The organism is Natrialba swarupiae, from assembly GCF_008245225.1.
Classification (GTDB): Archaea; Halobacteriota; Halobacteria; order Halobacteriales; family Natrialbaceae; genus Natrarchaeobius; species Natrarchaeobius swarupiae.
Genome location: NZ_VTAW01000004.1, coordinates 151,254 through 172,106 on the forward strand (window position 1 = coordinate 151,254; position 20,853 = coordinate 172,106).

26 protein-coding genes are annotated in these 20,853 nt (G+C 64.1%); 10 read left to right on the forward strand and 16 right to left on the reverse strand.

Going from position 1 to position 20,853, the window contains the following annotated elements:
* A complete protein-coding gene (gcvH, locus tag FYC77_RS05435) occupies window positions 1–384 on the forward strand; it encodes a glycine cleavage system protein GcvH (RefSeq protein ID WP_149080489.1) in 384 nt (127 codons plus the stop codon).
* Between the two features lie 91 nt (window positions 385–475).
* On the opposite strand, the gene FYC77_RS05440 is transcribed toward gcvH, so the two are convergent.
* Window positions 476–673, reverse strand: coding sequence for a hypothetical protein (locus FYC77_RS05440; protein WP_149080490.1), 198 nt, complete (start codon window positions 671–673; stop codon window positions 476–478).
* A 20-nt stretch (window positions 674–693) separates the two neighbouring features.
* Entirely contained in the window at window positions 694–1,404 is a 711-nt protein-coding gene (locus FYC77_RS05445) for a helix-turn-helix domain-containing protein (protein WP_149080491.1), read from the reverse strand.
* 107 nt (window positions 1,405–1,511) lie between these two features.
* Here FYC77_RS05445 and FYC77_RS05450 point away from each other — a divergent pair, with 107 nt between their 5' ends.
* Window positions 1,512–2,165, forward strand: a complete 654-nt coding sequence (locus tag FYC77_RS05450; protein WP_149080492.1) for a metal-dependent hydrolase — start codon at window positions 1,512–1,514, stop codon at window positions 2,163–2,165.
* A 243-nt stretch (window positions 2,166–2,408) separates the two neighbouring features.
* On the opposite strand, the gene FYC77_RS05455 is transcribed toward FYC77_RS05450, so the two are convergent.
* Both FYC77_RS05455 and FYC77_RS05460 read right to left on the reverse strand, forming a co-directional pair.
* Complete coding sequence (locus tag FYC77_RS05455) at window positions 2,409–2,606, reverse strand: hypothetical protein (protein ID WP_149080493.1); 198 nt, start codon at window positions 2,604–2,606, stop codon at window positions 2,409–2,411.
* 447 nt (window positions 2,607–3,053) lie between these two features.
* The gene (locus FYC77_RS05460) at window positions 3,054–3,254 is read right to left on the reverse strand and encodes a DUF7835 family putative zinc beta-ribbon protein (RefSeq protein WP_149080494.1); all 201 of its coding nucleotides are present in this window, start codon (window positions 3,252–3,254) and stop codon (window positions 3,054–3,056) included.
* 417 nt (window positions 3,255–3,671) lie between these two features.
* Here FYC77_RS05460 and FYC77_RS05465 point away from each other — a divergent pair, with 417 nt between their 5' ends.
* Window positions 3,672–4,022 (forward strand): winged helix-turn-helix domain-containing protein, encoded by a 351-nt coding sequence (locus FYC77_RS05465; RefSeq protein ID WP_149080495.1) that lies wholly within the window; start codon window positions 3,672–3,674, stop codon window positions 4,020–4,022.
* Between the two features lie 33 nt (window positions 4,023–4,055).
* Window positions 4,056–4,328 carry a DUF7521 family protein gene (locus FYC77_RS05470; protein WP_149080496.1) on the forward strand — a complete coding sequence of 91 codons (273 nt, stop codon included), beginning with the start codon at window positions 4,056–4,058 and terminating at the stop codon, window positions 4,326–4,328.
* 114 nt (window positions 4,329–4,442) lie between these two features.
* Here FYC77_RS05470 and FYC77_RS05475 read toward each other — a convergent pair whose 3' ends face one another.
* Window positions 4,443–4,631 (reverse strand): hypothetical protein, encoded by a 189-nt coding sequence (locus tag FYC77_RS05475; RefSeq protein ID WP_149080497.1) that lies wholly within the window; start codon window positions 4,629–4,631, stop codon window positions 4,443–4,445.
* Between the two features lie 79 nt (window positions 4,632–4,710).
* Between FYC77_RS05475 and FYC77_RS05480 the strand changes: the two genes are divergently transcribed.
* Window positions 4,711–6,243 (forward strand): replication factor C large subunit, encoded by a 1,533-nt coding sequence (locus FYC77_RS05480; protein WP_149080498.1) that lies wholly within the window; start codon window positions 4,711–4,713, stop codon window positions 6,241–6,243.
* A gap of 287 nt (window positions 6,244–6,530) precedes the next feature.
* Window positions 6,531–7,202 (forward strand): phosphate signaling complex protein PhoU, encoded by a 672-nt coding sequence (gene phoU / locus FYC77_RS05485; protein ID WP_149080499.1) that lies wholly within the window; start codon window positions 6,531–6,533, stop codon window positions 7,200–7,202.
* 27 nt (window positions 7,203–7,229) lie between these two features.
* Here the strand turns inward: phoU and FYC77_RS05490 are convergent, their stop codons facing one another.
* From FYC77_RS05490 to FYC77_RS05520, 7 genes are all read right to left on the reverse strand, one after another.
* Window positions 7,230–7,562, reverse strand: coding sequence for a HalOD1 output domain-containing protein (locus FYC77_RS05490; protein ID WP_162354477.1), 333 nt, complete (start codon window positions 7,560–7,562; stop codon window positions 7,230–7,232).
* Window positions 7,563–7,615: 53 nt separating this feature from the next.
* Window positions 7,616–8,257 (reverse strand): helix-turn-helix domain-containing protein, encoded by a 642-nt coding sequence (locus FYC77_RS05495; protein ID WP_149080500.1) that lies wholly within the window; start codon window positions 8,255–8,257, stop codon window positions 7,616–7,618.
* A gap of 89 nt (window positions 8,258–8,346) precedes the next feature.
* Window positions 8,347–8,709, reverse strand: coding sequence for a hypothetical protein (locus FYC77_RS05500; RefSeq protein ID WP_149080538.1), 363 nt, complete (start codon window positions 8,707–8,709; stop codon window positions 8,347–8,349).
* Between the two features lie 34 nt (window positions 8,710–8,743).
* Complete coding sequence (locus FYC77_RS05505) at window positions 8,744–10,426, reverse strand: FAD-dependent monooxygenase (RefSeq protein ID WP_149080501.1); 1,683 nt, start codon at window positions 10,424–10,426, stop codon at window positions 8,744–8,746.
* Window positions 10,426–12,003, reverse strand: coding sequence for an electron transfer flavoprotein subunit alpha/FixB family protein (locus FYC77_RS05510; RefSeq protein WP_149080502.1), 1,578 nt, complete (start codon window positions 12,001–12,003; stop codon window positions 10,426–10,428). The genes FYC77_RS05505 and FYC77_RS05510 overlap by 1 nt, the downstream gene beginning before the upstream one ends.
* Complete coding sequence (locus tag FYC77_RS05515) at window positions 12,000–12,869, reverse strand: electron transfer flavoprotein subunit beta/FixA family protein (protein ID WP_149080503.1); 870 nt, start codon at window positions 12,867–12,869, stop codon at window positions 12,000–12,002. The genes FYC77_RS05510 and FYC77_RS05515 overlap by 4 nt, the downstream gene beginning before the upstream one ends.
* A gap of 208 nt (window positions 12,870–13,077) precedes the next feature.
* On the reverse strand, window positions 13,078–13,935 hold the full coding sequence (locus FYC77_RS05520) for a polymer-forming cytoskeletal protein (protein WP_149080504.1): 858 nt from the start codon (window positions 13,933–13,935) through the stop codon (window positions 13,078–13,080).
* A gap of 152 nt (window positions 13,936–14,087) precedes the next feature.
* Between FYC77_RS05520 and FYC77_RS05525 the strand changes: the two genes are divergently transcribed.
* The gene (locus tag FYC77_RS05525) at window positions 14,088–14,285 is read left to right on the forward strand and encodes a DUF5800 family protein (RefSeq protein WP_149080505.1); all 198 of its coding nucleotides are present in this window, start codon (window positions 14,088–14,090) and stop codon (window positions 14,283–14,285) included.
* Between the two features lie 60 nt (window positions 14,286–14,345).
* Here the strand turns inward: FYC77_RS05525 and FYC77_RS05530 are convergent, their stop codons facing one another.
* Window positions 14,346–14,888, reverse strand: a complete 543-nt coding sequence (locus FYC77_RS05530; protein ID WP_149080506.1) for a DUF7097 family protein — start codon at window positions 14,886–14,888, stop codon at window positions 14,346–14,348.
* A 99-nt stretch (window positions 14,889–14,987) separates the two neighbouring features.
* On the opposite strand from FYC77_RS05530, the gene FYC77_RS05535 reads away from it, so the two are divergent.
* Both FYC77_RS05535 and FYC77_RS05540 read left to right on the forward strand, forming a co-directional pair.
* Entirely contained in the window at window positions 14,988–17,567 is a 2,580-nt protein-coding gene (locus FYC77_RS05535; protein WP_202911776.1) for a methyl-accepting chemotaxis protein, read from the forward strand.
* Window positions 17,568–17,655: 88 nt separating this feature from the next.
* Complete coding sequence (locus FYC77_RS05540) at window positions 17,656–18,021, forward strand: DUF192 domain-containing protein (RefSeq protein ID WP_238386792.1); 366 nt, start codon at window positions 17,656–17,658, stop codon at window positions 18,019–18,021.
* Window positions 18,022–18,044: 23 nt separating this feature from the next.
* Here FYC77_RS05540 and hpt read toward each other — a convergent pair whose 3' ends face one another.
* A complete protein-coding gene (gene hpt / locus FYC77_RS05545; RefSeq protein WP_149080508.1) occupies window positions 18,045–18,605 on the reverse strand; it encodes a hypoxanthine/guanine phosphoribosyltransferase in 561 nt (186 codons plus the stop codon).
* 224 nt (window positions 18,606–18,829) lie between these two features.
* On the opposite strand from hpt, the gene FYC77_RS05550 reads away from it, so the two are divergent.
* A complete protein-coding gene (locus FYC77_RS05550; RefSeq protein WP_149080509.1) occupies window positions 18,830–19,474 on the forward strand; it encodes a helix-turn-helix domain-containing protein in 645 nt (214 codons plus the stop codon).
* A 30-nt stretch (window positions 19,475–19,504) separates the two neighbouring features.
* On the opposite strand, the gene FYC77_RS05555 is transcribed toward FYC77_RS05550, so the two are convergent.
* Both FYC77_RS05555 and FYC77_RS05560 read right to left on the reverse strand, forming a co-directional pair.
* On the reverse strand, window positions 19,505–19,945 hold the full coding sequence (locus tag FYC77_RS05555; protein ID WP_149080510.1) for an SHOCT domain-containing protein: 441 nt from the start codon (window positions 19,943–19,945) through the stop codon (window positions 19,505–19,507).
* Window positions 19,935–20,471: a hypothetical protein gene (locus FYC77_RS05560; protein WP_235019658.1), complete on the reverse strand. Its 537-nt coding sequence runs from the start codon at window positions 20,469–20,471 to the stop codon at window positions 19,935–19,937. The genes FYC77_RS05555 and FYC77_RS05560 overlap by 11 nt, the downstream gene beginning before the upstream one ends.
* Between the last annotated feature and the right edge of the window lie 382 nt (window positions 20,472–20,853).

The window sequence follows — 20,853 nt, forward strand, 5'->3', positions numbered from 1 at the left end:
ATGACATTCGACGTACCCGAGGATCGACGGTATCTGGAATCGCACGAGTGGGCACACGAGACGAACGGCGTCGTCCGCGTCGGGATCACGGAGTTCGCCCAGGACGAACTGGGCGACGTGGTCTTCGTCGAACTTCCCGACGAGGGCGATTCGGTGACACAGGAAGCGGAGTTCGGCGTCATCGAGTCGATCAAGGCGGTCTCGGACCTCTACGCGCCGGCAGGCGGCGAAATCGTCTCCGTCAACGAGGCGCTGTTCGACTCGCCCGAACTCGTCAACGACGACCCCTTCGGCGAGGGCTGGATGCTCGAGATCGACGCCGACGATACGGACGAACTCGAGGCGTTGCTCTCGGCCGAGGAGTACGAGGACCAGATCGCCTGAGACGGATGGTCGATGTCAGCGTTTGGCTCTCCGCCGGGTTAGGTCGGCGTACAGCTCTCCCTCGCGTCGAAACGTCTCGGTGAATCGGTCGTCACTCAGGTGGGGGAGACCGATTGTACGCGATCAGAACGAGAGCGACCAGAATGACCGCCCCGATTGCCCACGCGAGCCAGAGGCGAACGTCACCGACGGCGTAGACGACCGACAGCGAGAGCACGTAGACGACGAACAGTCCGAGCGTGCGCCACTCAGTGCGATTCAGTCGGGGTTCGAGACTCGTCGGTGTCATCGTCGATTCTGCGAGCGTCTTCACTCGAGGGTGACGAGCCGTTCGAGGACGTCGTCGAGCGGATCGTTCGTCACCGCGAGCGAGTAGTCGTCGATCCGGGCGAGATCGCGGGCGTGTTCCCACAGTTCGTCCTCCTCGATTCCGTGGAGGATCACGGCGTTGGGCGTCGGGTTCAGGACTCTGAGCGCGATGCCGACGCCCTCGCCGCGGGTGACGTTCGTGAAGATCAGCGCGCGGTTCGTACTCTGGCCGTACAGCCGAAAGAACTCCTCGCTCGAGAGGCGGGTGATCGCCTCGATGCTGTCGATGACGGTGTGACCGCTGATCCGGTCCGTACTCCCGGAGGCGACTTCACTCGCGCCGATCTCGTCGTACAGCTGAGTGAGGTGGATCGACGTCGCGTACTCGCGGAGGTCCAACACGACGTCGCTCTCGAACCCCGCCGAGAGGACGCGACCGTACTGGCGGATGCGATCGCCGCCGCGGCGCTCGTCGATCGCGAGAAGGCCGTCGACGAGTCGTTTGACGACGCCGATGCCGGGACTCTCCCGTCGGCCGCTCTCGTAGTCGGAGATCACCGACGAGGAGACCTCGAGTTCGGCGGCCAGATCGGTCTGTGAGACGTCGAAGTCGGTCCGCCACTTGCGCAGCGTCGCACCGGGGTCGTCGCTGAGCGTGATTTCGCCGGCGATTTTCTCCGCGAGCTCCCGTTTCGGTCCACGTCCACCCATGAGGGAGCGGTCGTACGGTCACCTCAAGTAGCTACCGGAGCGTCATCGGACGAACACGACCGACGCTCGAGCAAACAATCAAGCCGTCTCGATTCGAGACGGTTGGTATGCCATCGACAGTGGTCCACGTCGCGATCGCGGGCCTGCTCGGGGTTGCGCTGCTGGGAGATCGGTTCGACACGAGGGCGATCCTCGTCGTCATGGGGGCGACGGCACTGATCGACCTCGATACGCTGATCGGGATATACGTGCCGGGGACACACCGGGCGGCGTTCCACAACGTCTGGGTCGTCCTGATTCCGGGTGCGCTCCTCCTCTGGGACGTCAAGTTTCGCGAGGAGTCGTACGTGTTGAATCGATGGGGTGCCTACGGCTACCGGGTCGCGTGGGTGACACTCGTCGCGGTGTTGTTCGCACACATCCTACTCGACGCCTTCTTCAACGGCGTCAACCTCTTCTGGCCGGTCCACGACCGGTTCTACGACCTCTCCGGGAAGCTGATGTACACCAACCAGCGCGGACTCGTCCAGACGTTCGTCGAGTTCGACTCGAGTACGGGCGGCGTCGCCGAGTCGACGACCCGGGGGACGACCGAGGAGATGCACTACTCGACTGGGTTCGATCCGACGCGGGACGAACCGCCTGAAGACGTCGAGCGGATCTTCCCGATCGCGGGGACGGGCGAGCGGTTCGTCCTCACGGTTGCCGGCTTTGGGACCGTACTCTTTCGGATCGCCGAGGATCTGCGTAGCGAGGAGTGATCGGAAACCGCGGTCGCTCCGACCATATCGCGTCCGTCGTGCCGTCCCACACCCGGCCAAGTGTTCGTCAACGGGGGCGTCCGTTCGATTCGACCGTACGCAGGCGAGGAAAGATTGTACCCCTCGAGTTACCCGTCTCGAGCGTTCCGATCCGACTGCGGAAACGAGAGGATCGGAGCCGACACCACCAGTTGGGTGTTCGGTGTTTAGCTCCCATTCGTTCGAACGACCGGGTAGACGACGCTACCTGAGGACGACAATGGCGGCGAGAACGATCCCGACGAACGCGATGAGCGAACCGAAGACGGCCGCTCGGTTGTCGTCGACGAACGCCTGAAATCGCCCGGAGACAAACGCCGCGGCCGACAGAACGGCAACGACGCCGTACAGCAGCGAAAACACCGGCTCGACGCGGACGAACGCGATCGCGCACAGCCCCATCGCGACTGCTACGAGAAGCGACCAGAACCGGCGAAAAGTGCTTCTTCCCGCGACAATCACGCGATTCGCTCTCGACTGTCTCACGGCTGTTTCTCTCAAAAACGTTGCGTCTGCTCGAGTGTCAACGTTCCGATTACAATCGGGACGCGACGGGTGGCGGGTCTCGACCCGAGTGAGACCTGTGATTTCTGCTCGAGCGGAGTCGCGAACGTAAGCGTCGCTACTCGAACGTCGGGTAACGGAAAAACGGCCACCCGCGCGAGTGCGCGGACGACCGATGGGTGCAATGGAGCGTTTTCCTCCGGACGACACCGGCGGCAGTTGGCCGCTGACAGGGGGCCGCCGGCCGTCCGTGAGTCGATACTGATACGGTTTACTGTCAGTCGGTACCGGCGAACCCGCGATCCGTCTGCGGGTTTCGCCGGTCCATCGGTACAGCAATCCGTATCAGGCGTTGTTCATGCGCTGACTCTCGCGGTTCCCACACCGCTGACATTCCCGAACGCGGTAGGGTTCGCGGGAGTACCGCGCGTTTTCCCCTTCGTCGCCCTCGGTTACGAGTTGGACCGTCACTTCGTGTAACGTATCCATCTCACACACTTCACATGGTTCGGTCATCCCGTTTGAGACGTCATTAGTCGTTGCCATACCGATGTATCACACCCACCCATCATATATCACGGTCAGTGACTTCGTTCGCGGATAATTACTATATAAAGGTATTTTCTCGATGTGAGAACGCCCGACTCGTTGAGACGTTCCTTGGCGAAATCAAGGCTGGTATCACCGGGGGTACCGTTCTACCGGAGCCACTGATACGGATTGCTGCCCCTGTGTACTGGCGAACCCGCGACCTGTCTGCGGGTTCGCCGGTACCGACTGACTGCAAACCGTCTCACACACCCATCGCCGAACCGGCTGGCGATCCGGTGTGCAAGACGTGCAGTGGCTACGATAGTTGCTGGTGGCGTCTCGATCGGAACTCGTCAACGAAATCGCAAGACGCAACGAGTATTTTCACAACCCAGAAAACCTTTTGCATGGGAATTACAGTATCGAATATACATGGAGGATGAAACCCCCATCGAAGAGATCCTCAATACGATCGGGGACAAGCACGCACGCACTGTGCTCGCCTCGATCAGCCGTGAATCCGGCTCCGCAAAGGAGCTGGCCAAGCGGCTCGAACTCTCTCAGCCAACGATCTACCGACGTCTCGACGTTCTCCAGGAACACGACCTCGTCAAGGAGCGAACGCTCGTCGCCGACGACGGGAACCACTACAAGGAGTACCGGTGTAACTTCGACAGCACGGTAATCTCGCTCGAGGACGACGAGTACGACGTTCGCATCTTTCGAAAGGAGAACCTCCCGGACCGGTTTACCCAGCTCTGGGACGAGCTTGGTGTTAAGTAGAGCCGATGCGAACGCTACCCAACGGGTCTCAGTATGAATGAATTGATAGACGTTCTGTTGATGTTGATGCAGATGATCGTCTTCGCGCTCGCGCTCGGCCTGACCCTCATCAGTTTTCAGTCCTACCGACAAAACCCGTCGAAACGGCTCGAGTCGGCGTTTATCGGCTTCGCGTTTCTCAGCATGGGTGTGGGGCTGACGACGATCGTCTCACAGCTTTCCGACCCGATGACCGTCTTCTACATCGCCGAGACGGTCCCCTTCATCGTCGGATTCGGGATGCTCTATCTCTCGCTCTACCGGTGACGCCTCCCTCGGATCGTCGTCCGACCGCAGCCCCTCCCCGCGGCGCCCAGAACCGTTCTCGGAGGCGCGTCGAACGCGACAGGCCCGAGGCGGCCGGTTCCGTCCTCGAGACGATCACTCCAGAGAGGATTCCGTGACCGCGCGATTTCGGAGTCGCTCGATTCGCACCGAAAGCGCCGGTCTAGTCGAAAACCAGTTTCGACTGCTGTCCGCCTCGAGACCGAATCCCGCAGCACCGGCGGCGCGTTCGAGCGCAGCGGCGAGGTCGTCGGCACCGACGCATTCGGCCGCGCGGTCGTCCACGTCTCGACTCGACCCGAACACCGTCGACGAGGAGTGACGCTCCGCAACCACTAAACGCCGCTCCTCCCTATCACCGCCAATGAGCGACTGGACCGAGACCTACCGGCCGACGACGCTGTCGGAGGTCCGGGGGAACAACAAGGCCCGCGACAACCTCGAGGAGTGGGCGAAGACGTGGGACGACCACCGGGAGGCGGTGATCGTCCACGGCAGCCCCGGAGTCGGGAAGACCTCGGCGGCCCACGCGCTCGCGAACGACATGGGCTGGCCGGTGATGGAACTCAACGCCAGCGACAGCCGGGGGGCCGACGTGATCGAACGGGTCGCCGGCGAAGCGTCGAAAAGCGGGACGCTCACCGGCGGCGAATCGGGGCGACGGCTCGTCATCTTGGACGAGGCCGACAACTTCCACGGTAACGCCGACTACGGCGGCTCTCGAGAGGTCACCCGCGTCGTCAAGGAGGCAAACCAGCCGGTCGTCCTCGTGGCCAACGAGTTCTACGATATGAGCAATTCGCTTCGCAACGCCTGCGAGACGATCGAGTTTCGCGACGTCTCGAAGCGCTCGATCGTCCCCGTTTTGCGGGACATCTGTCGGCGCGAAGGGGTCGAGTTCGAGGAGGAGGCCCTCGAGAAAATCGCGGAGTCGACCAGCGGCGACCTGCGGTCTGCGGTCAACGACCTGCAGGCGGTCGCGGAGGAAGCCGAGCGACTGACCGCCGACGACGTCGTGACCAGTGAACGCGACCGGACTGAGGGGATCTTCGACTTCCTCGACGCGCTCATCAAAGAAGAGGACGCCGAGGGAGCGCTGCGGGCGTCCTACGACGTCGACGAGACGCCCGACGAGTTGCTCAACTGGATCGAAGACAACGTGCCGAAAGACTACGCGGGCGAGGAACTCGCCGACGCCTACGGCTACCTCTCGAACGCAGACCGCTGGCTCGGCCGCGTTCGCGCCACGCAAAACTACTCGTTCTGGCGGTACGCGACCGACAACATGACCGCGGGCGTCGCGGCCTCGCGGCGCGAGGAGAAGGGGGGTTGGACCCGGTACGGCCCGCCGAGTTACTGGTCGAAACTCGGGCGCACGAAGGGGACGCGAAACACTCGTGACGCCATCGCCGAGCGTATCGCCGAACGGGAGGGAACGAGCGTCGCGACCGCACGGCGGGAAGTGCTCCCGTATCTCTCCGCGATGACTCACCACTGCCGAAATCGCGACCTCACCGTTCGGATGGCGGCGACCTACGACCTGGACGAGTCGGAGCTCTCGTTCGTCACCGGCAGCGGCAAAGACACCAACAAGGTCCAGTCGATCGTCGAAGACGCCGAGGACCTGCTCGAGGAGGAGGCGGTCGAACACTCCGGGTCGGCGTTTTTCGACGCGGGAGACACGGACTCGAGTGTGGGGGGCGAACCGGACGAGGGTACCGAGTCCGAGGCCGCACAACGGGACGGACAAGCGACGCTCGCATCGACAGCCGACGGCGATGAGTCGACGTCAGGGACGAATGCCGCGGCTGCGTCAGACGGAACGACCGATGATGACGAAACCGGGAACCGTGACGAAACCGACGACGGCCAGTCCGGCCTAAACGACTTTTTCTAGTGCTTTGGCAAGCCTGCACTGCAGGGTCGAATTCGATGGTCTGGTTCGAGTCGACTGAGGGGCGAAATCATGCGGTTGGTGTCGATTTCGCCCATCAGTTCTGGTGTGGGCGTCACGAAGTCGTTCGCCTGTGAACCGGCCCAGCGGAGTGCAGTCTATCAGTACCGTCCGTCGTGACAGGTCTCCGGAGAGTCCGGAAAATCGGTACACTGCCCTACTACGCGGCTGGAGACGATCATTTTGCAGTGGACACAAGCTATATCCCTACCCGGACGGGTGGCTGAACTATGGCCAGAAAATCCTATCGGGAGAAGCTCGCGGAACTCCGCGAGGATATCCTCTACATGAGCGAGGTCGTGATGGAGCGACTTCGCATGGGCCTCGACGCCCTCGAGCAGAAAGACGAGGATCTCGCCCACGAGGTGATCACGGGTGACGGCGAGGTCAACCGCATGTACCTCGATCTCGAGCAAGACTGTGTCGAACTGCTCGCACTCCAACAGCCGGTCGCGTCCGACCTTCGCTTTATCGCCGCCTCTTTCAAGATCATCACCGACTTAGAGCGTATCGGCGACCTCGCGGTCAACCTCGGCGAGTACACCCTCGAGGCCGAACACGACCTGTTTCCGGACGTCGACGTCCAGGAGATGGGGACGTTGACGCTCGCGATGGTCGAGGACGCGATGCAGGCGTACGACACCGAAGACGTCGAGGCCTGCCGGGAACTCGCCGTTCGCGACGACGATCTCGATCAGTTCGCCGAACGAGCGAGCGAGATCGTCGTCCGGGACCTGATCGAACGCGAACTCGAGTCGGCGGACGAAGTCGAGCGGTTGCTTCAGGACGTCTCGCGGCTGTTGTTGACGATCCGTGACCTCGAACGGGTCGGCGATCACGCGGTCAACATCGCCGCGCGGACGCTCTACATGGTCGAAAACGACGACGAACTGATCTACTGAGTTTCCGCCGACCCATTCGCGGGGCGTTTACTCGAGTCGGGAGAGCCGTACCCGACCGCTCGTGTCGACTTCGATGTCGTGGCCGGCGTACGTGAACGTAATCGTCCCGGCGGAGCGGTTGCCCGTCGAGGTGGGTTCGAACAGCGCATCGAGAGCAGCGGGATCGACCGCGTCGTACAACGGTCCGAACTCGCTGGCGACGGCGAGTGGGTCGTCGAGTCCCGTTTTCTCCGCGACGGCGACGGTAACGGCTTCGCTGAGTGGTCGATCCGGCTCCCCCTGGTGAACGAACGGCTCGCAATCGTTGCCCTCCACCCCGGTGGGCGAATGCTCGTCAGCGATCCGCTGGTTTGTGTTCATGCTTGATGAACGCCACTGACACCGGAAAGGAACCGCGTTGAGTGGTCAACTATTTAAGTCGGGTCGTCACCCAGTGCGCGCTCGAGGACCGACGCCTGGCCACGGCGGAGGCGTGCCGACAGCGCCTGTGAGGACACCTCGAGATCCGACGCCAGCACCGACAGCGTCGTCTCGCGTGGGACGTCGAAGTAGCCGGCCTCGAGGGCGAGACGGAGCGCCTCGTGTTGAGGATCGGTGAGCCCATAGCGTTCGGTCTCGGCGTTTTGTTCCCGGTAGAGGCGTCGCACCTGAAACCCGACACCTTTCTCGAGACAGCGGTTGCGATAGGCCGTAAGCGCTTCCCGGGACGGAACGCGTGCGCGAACGACCGCCTCGTCGGTCGCCACGATCTCGAGGATCGAGACGTCGTACTCGGCGGCGACGGGATACGTCAGTCGTCCCGCCGCCTCCTCGGTGAGGATAACGCTGTACAGGCGCCGATCCAGTGCCTCCTCGATGCGGGTAAACTCCCGAACGGTCGGATCGTCCGCGAGTGCGGATTCGAACTGATCGAACCCCTCCCCGAACGCACAGAACAGGAGCTTCGACTCGCCGGATTCGGTTTCGTACACTTCCTCGAACCGAATGCGGTCGATCGCACCCGAGGCAACACGGAGGATCGGCGTCTCCAGTTCGAACTCGACGATGAGACTCACGCGTTCGGTACCACCTCGAGACCGTTATCGTTTGCCTCCGCTCTATCTCCGCGTTCGGTCGCCGGTGACGACCCCGTTTACGCCGGCGGTCACCGCGAGGGAACGTCAGTGAGCAACTGGCCGACGTCGTCGACGTTTCGCGTCTCGAGTAACAGTTCGGCCGCCTCGCGAATCGAGAAGTCGGCCTCGAGTTTGACGCCGTAACAACGGGCATAGCACTCGAGCCAGGCGTTCATCGCGCGTTCGAGTGCGTCCAACTCCGCGGGCGAGAAACGAACCATCCGCCCGCCGGTTCGCCCCTCGACGTAGAGCCAGATCGCGCGGCCAGCACCCTCCCGGAGGTAGGTTGTGGCGTCGTCTGGCTCTGGCTGCTCGTCTTCGGGCTCGAGTCGTTTCCGGTCTCGTTCGGCCCGGCGTTCGAGGGCGGCGATTCGCGGCCCGTATCGGCTCACGGTCACGGTAGGAGGCGACCGGCGGTTCGTCGGGTCATCCCTCCCGGTACTCGACGCCCTTGCCGCCGCGGGGGTGTTCCCACTCGGTGTCGGCGACGACGGCGCAGGTGCCACACTCGACGCAGGGCTGGGTGTCAAGGCTGACCAGCGTCTCTTCGGTGCCGTTCGTCTCGACGGTTTCCGAGCGATAACAGCCGCCGCCGAACTCCTCGGCGCTGACCGGACAAGCGGCGACCGCCGCGCCGCTGGCCTCGTAGGATTCGTCGACGAGTTCGATGTGGGGGTTGCCGACGTCCGTGTTGTAGGTGAGATCGCCGATCCGTTCCTCGAGTGACGGCGGGTCGACCTCGTTCTCCCAGTGGATGGTCTTGCCGTGGGTCTCGCCGATGACACTCGGGAGCGTGACGTAGCCCGTGGCGGTGTCGGGGAGCATCGAGACGAGGAAGGGGGAGTTGTACGCCCGCTTGAGCAGCCGGTCGGCGATCGGGTTGCCGACCGCGATCGAACCGATCGGTGACTCGAGAACGCTGTCGACGACGCTCGTCACCACGTCGCGCTCGCCGACGGTCCGCGCGAGGTCGTACCGCCGGGGGCGGAGTTTGTCCATCGTCCCCGAGTCCTCGAGCATCTTCGCGTACCGTCGTCCGGCCGCGGCGGGATCGGCGTTGCCGCGGGTGACGGCGAAGGCATCGGCAGCGAGCGCGCCGGCCGTGACGGCGTGGTTCATCCCTTTGATGATCGGGCCCTGGGCCTGCATCTGTCCGGCGGCGTCGCCGACGAGGACGAGCCGACCCTGGTGGGGTTCGGGATGGGCCACCTTCTTCGAGTCGGGGACGAGTTTCGCCGCGTACTCGCGCTCGTCGTACTCGTCGCCGAGCCAGGTGGCCAGCAACGGGTGGGTGAGCAAGGCGTCGAGCAGTTCGTGTGGTTCCGCCCGCTGTTCGACGAGGCTATCGAGGTGGAAGACGGTGCCGATCGACAGTGAGTCCTCGTTCGTATAGAGGAAGCCACCGCCGCGGACGTCGGAGAAGAGATCGCCCGAGAAGAGGTGGGCGACCCCTTCGTCCGACTCGAGTCCGAACCGGTCGTCGATGACGTCCGGATCCATCTCGACGGTGGCTTTGACGCCCTGGAACCACTCGTCGGGTTCCGCCCAGTCCATCAACCCGGCGTCGCGGGCGAGTTCGGAGTTGACGCCGTCGGCCGCGACGATCAGGTCCGCCTCGATCGGATCGAGTTCGTCGCAGGTAACGCCGACGATCTCGCCGTTCTCGCGCAGCAAGCCGTTCACGCGGACGTCCGTCAGCACGCCGCCGCCGGTCTCGCTGGTCTTCTCGTGGACGCGCTTCTCGAGCCAGGAGTCCATCGTCCGGCGAAGCACGGCGTCACACCACTCGGTGTCGTGTTCGTGGAGGTCCCTGAGGTCGTAGGTTTTGACGCTGTTGCCGGCGACGTTGTGGATTCGGTAGTCGGTGACCGGCCGTTCGGCCGCCTCCTCGCGGAAGCCCTCGAAGAGGTCGTCGATCGTGTACGGCGCGGACTCCTCGCCGTAGATCAGCCCGCCGGAGACGTTCTTCGAACCCGCCTCCGTGCCACGCTCTAAGACGAGCGTCTCGATGTCGTGGTCGGCGAGACGCGCCGCCGCGGCCGCGCCGCCGGGCCCACAGCCGACGACGACGGCCTCGTAGTGTTCGTGTTCGCTCGAGTCGGCTGCCATCAGTCGTCACCTCCGTCGCCGCTTCCATCCGCAATCGCCTCGAGTTCGACCTCGCCCGATTCGACTGCGTCGGTTAGCTGGGGGAGGACCTCGAACAGGTCGCCCTCGACGAAGTAATCGCTGAAATCGCGAATGCGCGCGTCGGTGTCGGTGTTGATCGCGATGATGGTGTCCGACTCGTCCATCCCGACCTTGTGCTGGACCGCTCCGGAGACGCCGGCGGCGACGTAGAGCTCCGGTGCGACGACCTGCCCGGTTTCGCCGATCTGGCGCTCCTCCTTGGCGTACTCCTCGACGTGGCCCTCGAACTGGTAAGAGGAGGTGACGATCCCGCGGGTGATCCCCAACTCGGCGTCCGCGAAGGCGTCGACGAGATCGAGGCCGAGTTCCATCCCCTCGGTCGGGTCGTCTGCGATGCCGCGGCCGAGACAGACGATCACCTCGTGGCCCGTCAGGTCGATCCCCGCCTCGAGTTGGTCGTACTCGGTGATCTCGACGCGGAACCAGTCGTCCTCGAGATCCATGTCGTGTTCGATCACGAGCCCCTCCCGATCGGGATCGGGTTCGATCGGCTCGAAGCTGCCGGGGATGATCGACGCCCCCTGCGGGTGGAACTCCCGGCCGGGGTTATCGAGACAGAGGATCGTCGAGTACTCGAACCCAGAGAAGTCCGGCCGTTTCATGTGTAAGACCTTTTCGAAGGTCTTCTTGACGCCGGGTTCGCCCGTCTTGACGGGGTTCGAGACTTCTTCTTCCTGGATAAACAGATCCGAACAGTCCGAGGCGAGCCCGGAGTCCAGTTCCGCCTGGACCTTCGCCGAGAGATCCCGGCCGTTGTTCGTCGCCGGGAACAGGACGTACCGGGGCTTGTCGTACTCGCGCCAGTCCGTGCTCTCGACGGTCCCTTCGCCGCGGGCCATGTGCGACGCAATTTCGGTGTAGGGTTTGTGGAGGAACCGCTCGAGGCGCGGATCGTCGTGATACACTGCGACGTCGGCACCGTAGGCGATACACTCCTCGGCGAGTCCCTCACAGTCGTCGCCCATCAGGAACGCGACGACGCGTTCCTCGTCGTGGTCTTCGGCGAACCCATCCATTAGCTCGCGGGCCTTGCCGAGCATCTCCTTTGCGACCTCGAGCAACTCGCCGCCCTGGGTCTCACAGAAGACCCACATGTCCTCGTAGTGGCCGTCCTCAAGGGCGCGGACGTGGCGTTTGTCTCGAGTCGGATGGGAGAGGTCGTCGTCCTCTTCGGCTTCTTGGTCTGCATCTTCGTCCGGTTCGCCCTCGGCGGCGGTTTCTGCAGCCTCGTCTTCACCTTCGGCCTCCTCGCCGACGTCCTCTCTCGTCTCCTCGTACTCGCCTTCCGTCTCGGTTCCCTCCTCGACGCCCTCGCGGTCGTCGTCGACGGCACCGATCGCCTCGAGCCGGCGGTGGACCGCCTCGCGGGCCGTCTTGCGGTCCTGGCCGGCCTGTTCGGCCTCGAGAATCGTCTGCAGAATCTCCTCGTCGTCGACCGTCTCGAGGTGGTCGTCCAGTTCGTCTACGGTGTGTTCGGTTGGATCGAAATCAGTCATCCTGTCTCACCTGCCGCGAACGGCTGCATCTCCTCGAGCAGTTCGGTCATACCCTCCTCGTCGTCGGCGTCGATCATCGTCGCCTCGCGCTCGGAGGGCGCTTTCGGGATCGGGTCGACCGAGGAGACGATCGTCGGGGAGCCGTCGAGCCCGATGTAGTCGGGGTCGAGATTCAGATCGACGTGGTCCCACGTGGTGAGGTGGTCTTCGTGGTTGGCTGCCCGCTCCTGGGTGTCCGCCCGGAGCTGTTTGTGCGTCAGCCGGTGGGAAGCCTTGCGGTAGGTCGGTTCGAACTCGGGGTCGGTGACGACGAAACAGGGAAGCGGTGCCTCGACCGTCTCGATCTCGTCGATATCGCCCTCGACGAGTCGCTTCGCCCGGAGAACGCGTTCGTCCGGATCGATGTCGAGTGCGATCACGTGGGTGACGATCGGCCAGTCCATCGCCCAGGCCGTCTGAGGGCCGGTCTGGCCCGTCTCGCCGTCGGCCGTCTTGAACCCCGCGAAGACGAGATCGATCTCCGCGACCTCCTCGATGTACTTCTCGAGGCCGGCGCTCAAGGTGATCGCCGTCGCCCACGTGTCGGAGGCGGCGAGTTCGCGATCCGAGAGCAGGTAGGTGTCGTCGGCGTACACTTCCTCCATTGCTTCCTCGAGCACGCTCGCGTATCCGGGCGGCCCCATGCTCGTGGCAGTGACGTGGCCGCCGTGGCGGACCTTCGTCTGGAGGGCCGCCTCGAGTGCGAACGCGTCGTTCGGGTTCATCACCGTCGGCGTCTTCCCGCGCTCGAGATGTCCCTCCTCGTTGAACGAGACTGCCCCCTCCGAGAAGTCGGGAACGCCTTTGGTCAGCGCGATCGATCGCATGGCCACCTCCATCGTCGTGATGTGTCTATCGTTCTCATGCCTGTCTTTCCCTAACGTGACAACATCTATTAAGAATAGGGGTAAAAATCGCCAGCGGAAGCGACGGATCTTGAGCCGGGCAGACTCGAGTACGAACCGGTTTGGCCGAGACGGTCCGGTGTCAGTCACTTCGACCCGACCGCAAGAAGGTGCGCGGTTCGTCGGGCAGTCACTCGCGGTCGCGCTCGGTCGTTCCCATCGTGATCTCGCCGTTGGCCCGAATCGAGCCGTCGACTTCTGCGCCGGGCCCGAGCTCGAGATCGTCACAGGAGACGTCGCCGAGGATTCGGGCGTCCTCGCCGACGACGACGTCGCCGTTTCGCGTCGTCAGATCGCCGTGGATCCGCGTGCCGTCGCCGACCGACACCTCGCCTCGAGCGCGGAGGCTCCCGAAGACGTTGGAGTCGTCGCCGACGTCGATCGTCTCGGCTCTGACGTTGCCGTGGAGCCGACAGCCGTCGCCGATCGTCGCCGGGGTCGACACCCGCCAGGCGTCGTCACCGACCGTCGCGTTTCGCGGGATGACGAGCGGTTCGGCGTCGGGTTCGCCCTCCTCGTCGTCGACCATCTCGGAGATGAGCCGCTGGGCGGTGTCTTCCTCGCCGATCAGAAGTAGGTGTTTGAGGTAGACGAATAAGAAAACGATCGTCGGCATCGGATTGCGGATGACGATCCAGCCGTTGGCTTCGAACCCCTCCTCGATGTCGACGTCGTCGCCGATGTCCAGATCGCCGGCGACTTTCAACCGTCCGCCGATGTGGACGCGCTCGCCGATGTAGGCGTCCTGGCCGACGAGGACGTTCTCCGCGACGTCACACCACATGTCGAGTCGACAGTCCGCGCCGGCTTCGATCTCGCCGCCGAACTCGACGCTCTCGCCGGCGATCACGTTCCGACCGCGCACGCCGAACTCGATCGTCGAGCGCGCGCCGACGAGCACGTCCCCGTCGGTCTCGAGGGCGACTTCCTTCGCTTCCGTCCCGTCGGGGACGACGAGTTCGTCGAGCGGGTCCCTGCGTACGGCCACACTCCGATCCAATGTGACCCCCTCGTAATAAACTTCGTCGTTGGCTCCAGACCGTCTGTCGCCCGTCTGACGACACCGACTTCGACATCGCACGGCGGAACTCGAGGAGCCAGAGCGTCTCCCTTTTACCCCCCCGCCGCATACGGCCGGTTATGACAACGCTCGCGTTCGACGACGACGGCGTCGACGTCGTCTACGAAGGAACCGAGTTCCGCCTCGAGCGGGACTTGATCGAGGAGGCAACGGAGAAATCCTACCACGACGTCACCGACCACGAAGTGTTGAAGATCGTCGCCGAACAGCCGAATCTACAGGGCGAACCACGTCGAGTCGGCGACATCCTCGACTAATTCAGTTTCCTGTCCGTCTGTGTCGCCGAACCGCCACACGGGTGGCGAAGCCGTCCGTCGTCACGCGTCGTCGCTCTCGTAGCGTTCCGCCGCCGACTGGAATCCCAGTTCATCGAACTCGCGCCCGCGTCGGTTCTCGAGTGCTGCGATCGCTTCCGGATCGGGGGCGACGTCGTCGGTGATCCTCGCCCACGAGTTGTGGACTTTCGCGTGACACCACCGACAGAGGTAGACGGTGATCTCGTGGCTCAACTGTTCGCCGTCGCGGGCGTACGAGAGGTGGTGTTCCTCGAGCAGTGGACGCTCCTCTGACTGGGCCATCCGTTTTTCCTCGAGCCCACAGCGGACACACTCCCGGTCGCGATTGCGCGAGCGAAAGTGCGGACACTCGCTCCACGTTGGATCCGACTCGGCGTCGGGGTCCGGATCGACGATCGGACAGGCGTACCCCTCCTGTGCACGCTCTCGAGCGAACGCCGGATCGTGCTCGTAGTGGTCGTAGGCGTACCGACACTGTCCGTCGCCGGTGAGATAGTCACAGAGGCCGGCGAACTCGTAGGGGTCGTCGACCCCGACGGCCGTCCCGTTCGGCGTTCGCTCCATCGTCGATCGACCTCTCGTCCGCGAACGGCTTCAACCCCTCGGCGGACGATCGACGAGCCAGTAAAAATAATAGTTAGAAGAATTATTTCATCATATATTATGATCCGACGACTCGTCCCGGCCGCTCTCAGACGGCGGTACGCGCTGAAGTTCGGACTGGTTTTGCTGGTGATCGCACTCTCCGTCGGTGCTATCGGCCTCGTGGAGACGGCGATGGTCGCCGACAGCGTCGAGGAGCGGGTGCTGGCGGACCAACGCCAGAGCGCTGTCGAGGAGGCGGCGGCACTCGAGCGGTGGAACGATCGAAACGACCAGCTTCTGCTCTCGGCGGCCCAGGCACCGGTGTTCGGCGGCGAAGAAAACGAAAGCGAAGTCGAAACCTACCTCGCGGACGTCTACGGCGAGTTACCCGACAACGCTCGGACGAACGCCCTCTACGTGGATACGGAGACCGGCGAGGTGCTCGCGGGGGCTGGTGACGACCCCGATACACTCGAGGGAATGGCGTTCCCGGACGGCGAGGAACTCGACGACGATCTCTCGGAGTACGTGGTCCAGCGCACGGATGCCTACGCGATGCCCGACGAGACGTCGCTGGCGTTCGATCACCGAGCGGTCAGATCCTACTACATCGGCGTCGATGGGGATGATCGAGCGCTCGTCTTCACGTTCGATCTCGCCGAGCGCTCGAGCGAGATGCCGGTTGCGACCCGCTCGGGGACGACAGTGACGATCCTCGACGAGGACGGGTGGCTCGTCGCGGACGATGCCTACCTCGGCTACCGCGAGAACAGGGAGACGGTCGTCTTCGAGGAACCGTACGAGAATGACGGCGTACTCGAGGCGGTCCGGGACGGGACGCCGGGTGCGATGCGGATCGCGGAACCGCCGGGCGACCTCCTGAGAGGGGAGCCGTACGACTTTACGCCGGAGGGTTACATCGTCGGCTACCAGACGACCAACGAGGGATGGATCGTCCTCGTCCACACGGCCGAGGAGCAGGCGTTCGGATTGGTCGACTCGATCGCCCAGGTCGGCGCACTAGCCACGCTCGTCGGTGTCGTCCTCGTCGGCGTTCTCGGCGCGGCAATCGGCCGGACGACGGCGGCGTCGATCGACCGGCTCACGGAGAAGGCCGCCCGGATGGAGGAAGGGGATCTTGACGTCGACCTCGAGTCATCCCGGATCGACAACATCGGTCGGCTGTACGACGGGTTCGACGCGATGCGGACCGAACTGAAAGCGACGATCGCCGAGGCCGAAGACGCGCGGGCGGCGGCCGAAGCCGAGCGTGATCGTCTCGAGCGACTCAATCGACATCTCGAGTCGAAAGCCGACGAGTACAGCGACGCGATGGAGGCGGCCGCCGAGGGTGATCTCACCGCGCGGATGGACCCCGAGAGCCAGAACGAGGTGATGGCGGCGATCGCCACCGACGCGAACGAGATGCTCGCCGAGATGGAAGCGACGGTCGGCCGACTGTCCGGGTTCGCGACCGACGTCGCGACGGCCGCAGAACAGGTCACCGCCTCGAGCGAGGAAGTACGGGCCGCAAGCGAGGAGGTTAGCGGATCAATCCAGGAGATCGCCGACGGCGCCGACCGCCAGAACGACGCCTTGCAGTCGATCGAGACCGAGACGAACGCCCTCTCGACGACGACCGAGGAGATCGCCGCCTCCTCGAACGAGGTCGCAGGCGTCGCGGATCGGACCGCGCGAGCGAGCCGGGAGGGGAACCGAGCCGCCCAGGAAGCGATCGACGCCTGCGACGACCTCGTCGCGGAACACGGCGCGGTCGTCGAGGAGTTCGAGGATCTCCGAACCGAAGTCGACCGGATCACGTCACTGACCGACACCATCGCCGAGATCGCCGAACAGACGAACATGCTGGCGCTGAACGCCAACATCGAAGCGGCCCGTTCGTCGGGGAACAACGAGACGGACGGGTTCGCCACGGTCGCCGCCGAGGTCAAGGAACTCTCCCAGGAGGTCAAGGACGCCGCCGACCGGATCGACGACCGCCTCGAGTCGGTCGAGGGCCAGACCGAGCGTTCCGCGCGGACGATCGATCGGACGAGCGAGGAGGTCGAACGCGTCACCGACCTCGTCGCCGAGGCGGCGACGGCCCTGACGGAGATCGCGGATCACGCCGAGGCGACCAACGCCGGTCTCGAGGACATCTCGGCGGCTACCGAGGAACAGGCGGCCTCGAGCGAGGAGGTCGCCGCCATGGTCGACGAGGTGGCGACGATCTCCGACGAGACGACGGCGGAAGCCGAGTCGGTCGCCGCTGCTGCCGAGGAACAGACGAGCGCCCTGACGGAGGTGTCGGGATCGGTGGACGATCTCTCCCAGCAGGCCAACGCGCTCTCGGCCGCGCTCGATCGGTTCGAGACTAACTCGAGGGCGACCGACGCCGACCTCGGTCGGGTCCCGGAACCCGAGCCCACGGACGGCGATTCGTCGAAATCGGATTCCGAGGGGAACGCTCCGGGTGGCTCCAGCTCCAGTGGTGACTCGAAGGAGGATTCCGACGATGCGAGCGACGGATCCGACGGCGGAAGTGAGGTTCCCGAAGACGAGGAGTCGACGCCCTTCGAGTTCGACGACGCAGACGTCCACGACACCGACGAGACGGGGATCGATCCCGCATCGCCCGACCAAAAACGGGACGAATAGGACGAGGTGCTTCGCCCTCGAGATCGGAACTCCCAGGGGGATGGCCTCGGTCGTGAGGTTTTTGCCGACCCGCCCTCGACTCGAGGGAGTGAAACTCGTCCACGAACCGGACAGCGGCGACCCGCGGGTGCTCGCCTCGAGCGTCGACCTCGCCGACTCGATCCCAGCCCAGATGCGGGGGCTCATGTTTCGTCGGTCGATTCCGGACGACTACGCGCTCGCGTTCCGGTTCGGCGGGGCGAAAAAACGCGACGTCCACATGCTGTTCGTCTTCTTCCCGATCGACGTGGTCTGGATCGTCGACGGAACCGTCCAGCGCGTCGAGCGGCTTCGCCCGTGGCTCGGGATCGCCAGAGAGACGGCCGACCTGGTCGTCGAACTCCCCGCTGGACGCGCCGCTGACGTCGAACCGGGAGATCGGCTGGCGCTCGAGGACGGCCCCCGATCGGGCTGACGCCAGCGGCGTCGGATCGCCGATCAGTCGACGATCACGACCTTGCCGTCCTCGACGCGGACGTCGAGCAGGCTCGTGACCTCGTGTGAGATATCGTCGTCGGCGGCGTCCACCCGTCGAAGGACCGTCACGACGTCGACGATATCGGCCTCGACGGTCTCGAGCGCGTCGCAGACCGCCTCGACCGTGCCGCCCGAGGAGAAGACGTCGTCGATCACGACGACGCGGTCACCGACGTCGACACCGTTCAGGTAGAGCTCGTCGTCGCCGTAACTGGTCTCCTGGTGGACCGCGACCTCGTCGGGAAATCCGTATTCGCGCTTGCGGACGACGACCATCGGAAGGTCCACCGCGAGCGCGAGTGCCGTCCCGTGGTGGATGCCCATCGCCTCGGGGGCGACCAGTTTATCGACGGACGCGGGATCGATCCGCTCTGCGATCGCGTCGGCAATCGCGCGCAACACGTCGGGTTCGACGGGCGGGATTCCGTCGGTGACGCCGTGGACGAAGTAGTCGTACCCGTTTCGCTCGACGACTGGCGCTTCGCGGAGTGACCGGGCGAGCGGTTCGAGGGTGGGGTCCATACGCTCCGTACACGGACCGACAGGATGGGCGTTTTGGTCGAACCACTGTCGACTCCGATACTCGGGTGTGCCCAGCCGATGGAATCGAGGGCCCACCCTCGAGCGCTCGAGGTGGGGATGGCGTCGGTTCCGAGGTGTGAGGCGTGTACCGCGGAACGCTCGAGCACGGTAGACTGATACCGTGACGGCCGTAACGGATGAACGCGCTAACATGGTGGAGACGGATGATTAACGCACGGTTTCGCATCGAGTTACCGGAAACGGTGTGGATCGCCGAGGTTTCCGACGAGTTCCCTCGGGCGACGTTCAGGCTACTCTCGGGATACCGGACCGACGACACCGCCCTAGAACTGGGCGAGGTGACCGCCGAACGCCCAGCGGACGTCGTCGAGGCGATTCGCTCACACCCTTCGATAGACGACTGTGACCGTCTACAGTCGGAAGATGGACGCGCGCTGACGAAGTACGAGACGAGCGACACCGATCTCTACGAGTTCGTCGAACTGTCGTCGCTGACGATCGAGTTCCCCGTCGACGTCCGAAACGGCTGGTTCGAATTCGACCTGACCGGGACCCGCGAAGAACTCGATCGGCTTCAGGAGGTGCTCGACTCCGCCTCGCTGTCGTACGAACTGCTCTCGCTCGTCGGGTCCGCCGAATCGGAGGGACCCCTGACCGACCGTCAGCGAGAAGTTCTCGAGGCGGCGGTTCGGGAGGGGTACTTCGACGTTCCGCGGGAGTGTCTGCTCGAAGAACTAGCCGACGACCTCGGCGTGGACACGTCCACCGCGAGCGTCGTGATCCGCCGGGGGGAGAGCCGCCTGGTCAAGTGGCATTTGACGGGAAGCGCCAACGGCCGCCTCGAGTAACCGGTCTCGGCCACCGTCTCGATCGAGCACTCAGGGGTGGTACGATCCGGTTTTGACACCACCTTCCCGCTCGCGATCCTCGTCGGGCGTCCGTCGCTCGCCGCGTCCGCGCCCGCCGTTCCACCCCGCGTTCTCGGTGGCGGCGGTCGCCAGCAATCGTTCGACTCGTCGGTCGAACTCCTCGTCGGTGAGTTCTCCCCGTGCGTAGCGTTCACGCAGTTCCTCGAGCGGCTCCGTGTTCTCTCGCGTTTTGGTGTCGGTATTCGCTCGATGCGCCCGAAGCCGATACGCTCTCGCATAGCCCACCGCCAGCGGAAGCACGCCGGCGAATCCGACGACGTAGGCGATCCAAAAGAACCGGACGCCCGCGAATAGCAATCCGAAGCCGACGAGAAGCGTCAGCGTCGTCACGGCACCCGCCGTGATCAGTTCTATCGTCGCCTCTCCGTCGAATGGCTCGTCAGCGTTCATCGTGCTCGTGGTCGAAGCCGTCGATGCGATCGTTTCCCCTGCCCTGCGGAATCGCCGCCTCGCGAGCGAGCCACCACCGGTGTGTCGCGTAGACCGCGGTGACGAACATCGTCGCCACCTGGGCGAGAAGCCACGCGAAAGCGGCGTATCCGACCACCTCGTTCTCGTACGGACCGATCACGTCGGCCGGCGGCTCGAGCGCCCACGGGCCGAAGTGGGCGGCCGTGACGTAGAGAACGGCCGGAGTGATGACGGCCGCCCAGTAGCCAGCCCCAACCCGCTCCGTCAGGGTTAGATACAGTCCGACGGCGATCAGGGGATAGATCAGGAGGCTCACGGTAAAACCTGTCACCTCCGGAATCAACGGCCAACCGACGTGGTTTCCCCTGACGACGTGGTCGACGTGATGTCCGACACCGAGGATCGTCGCGAGTCCGAGCAACGCGTAAAGCCTGCGATCGACGCTTTTTGACCCGGGCGTTCGGTCGCCCAGAGACGAGTCCATATCGCCGTTCGATTCGATCATCGTCGGCGATTTCGTCCCATCGCCGATACGTTTTCGTCCAACATGTTGGACAGGTACCTCGAGGACGAACGTCGGTACCGCGAGAGGAACGTTCGCGTCGCGAGGACGAAGATGTCCGATAGTACTCGTTTCAACGTGTGCTATAGTAGCCACTGCAAGTCATTGCACACCTGATCGCCAGACGGGTCGGCGATCAGTGTGTAAATCGTTGCAGTTGTTACTATATAATCGGACTCGCCGTCGCCGGGAACCCGTTCGATTCCGTCAGCGTCGTAGCGTTGGAACCGGCGGCTTTAAGTTACGGCTGTTCGATAGGGAGAAGTACATGCCACGAGATTCGTTCTCAACGCCGGACGAGGATAGAGGAAGTCGGGGCAACCCG

What these genes read in the sequence shown, in the direction of transcription:
- gcvH (WP_149080489.1), top strand. Translation starts at nt 1, where the DNA reads ATGACATTCGACGTACCCGAGGATCGACGGTATCTGGAATCGCACGAG.
- FYC77_RS05440 (WP_149080490.1), bottom strand. Translation starts at nt 673, where the DNA reads ATGACACCGACGAGTCTCGAACCCCGACTGAATCGCACTGAGTGGCGC.
- FYC77_RS05445 (WP_149080491.1), bottom strand. Translation starts at nt 1,404, where the DNA reads ATGGGTGGACGTGGACCGAAACGGGAGCTCGCGGAGAAAATCGCCGGC.
- FYC77_RS05450 (WP_149080492.1), top strand. Translation starts at nt 1,512, where the DNA reads ATGCCATCGACAGTGGTCCACGTCGCGATCGCGGGCCTGCTCGGGGTT.
- FYC77_RS05455 (WP_149080493.1), bottom strand. Translation starts at nt 2,606, where the DNA reads ATGGGGCTGTGCGCGATCGCGTTCGTCCGCGTCGAGCCGGTGTTTTCG.
- FYC77_RS05460 (WP_149080494.1), bottom strand. Translation starts at nt 3,254, where the DNA reads ATGGCAACGACTAATGACGTCTCAAACGGGATGACCGAACCATGTGAA.
- FYC77_RS05465 (WP_149080495.1), top strand. Translation starts at nt 3,672, where the DNA reads ATGGAGGATGAAACCCCCATCGAAGAGATCCTCAATACGATCGGGGAC.
- FYC77_RS05470 (WP_149080496.1), top strand. Translation starts at nt 4,056, where the DNA reads ATGAATGAATTGATAGACGTTCTGTTGATGTTGATGCAGATGATCGTC.
- FYC77_RS05480 (WP_149080498.1), top strand. Translation starts at nt 4,711, where the DNA reads ATGAGCGACTGGACCGAGACCTACCGGCCGACGACGCTGTCGGAGGTC.
- phoU (WP_149080499.1), top strand. Translation starts at nt 6,531, where the DNA reads ATGGCCAGAAAATCCTATCGGGAGAAGCTCGCGGAACTCCGCGAGGAT.
- FYC77_RS05490 (WP_162354477.1), bottom strand. Translation starts at nt 7,562, where the DNA reads ATGAACACAAACCAGCGGATCGCTGACGAGCATTCGCCCACCGGGGTG.
- FYC77_RS05505 (WP_149080501.1), bottom strand. Translation starts at nt 10,426, where the DNA reads ATGGCAGCCGACTCGAGCGAACACGAACACTACGAGGCCGTCGTCGTC.
- FYC77_RS05510 (WP_149080502.1), bottom strand. Translation starts at nt 12,003, where the DNA reads ATGACTGATTTCGATCCAACCGAACACACCGTAGACGAACTGGACGAC.
- FYC77_RS05515 (WP_149080503.1), bottom strand. Translation starts at nt 12,869, where the DNA reads ATGCGATCGATCGCGCTGACCAAAGGCGTTCCCGACTTCTCGGAGGGG.
- FYC77_RS05525 (WP_149080505.1), top strand. Translation starts at nt 14,088, where the DNA reads ATGACAACGCTCGCGTTCGACGACGACGGCGTCGACGTCGTCTACGAA.
- FYC77_RS05530 (WP_149080506.1), bottom strand. Translation starts at nt 14,888, where the DNA reads ATGGAGCGAACGCCGAACGGGACGGCCGTCGGGGTCGACGACCCCTAC.
- FYC77_RS05535 (WP_202911776.1), top strand. Translation starts at nt 14,988, where the DNA reads ATGATCCGACGACTCGTCCCGGCCGCTCTCAGACGGCGGTACGCGCTG.
- hpt (WP_149080508.1), bottom strand. Translation starts at nt 18,605, where the DNA reads ATGGACCCCACCCTCGAACCGCTCGCCCGGTCACTCCGCGAAGCGCCA.
- FYC77_RS05550 (WP_149080509.1), top strand. Translation starts at nt 18,830, where the DNA reads ATGATTAACGCACGGTTTCGCATCGAGTTACCGGAAACGGTGTGGATC.
- FYC77_RS05555 (WP_149080510.1), bottom strand. Translation starts at nt 19,945, where the DNA reads ATGAACGCTGACGAGCCATTCGACGGAGAGGCGACGATAGAACTGATC.
- FYC77_RS05560 (WP_235019658.1), bottom strand. Translation starts at nt 20,471, where the DNA reads ATGATCGAATCGAACGGCGATATGGACTCGTCTCTGGGCGACCGAACG.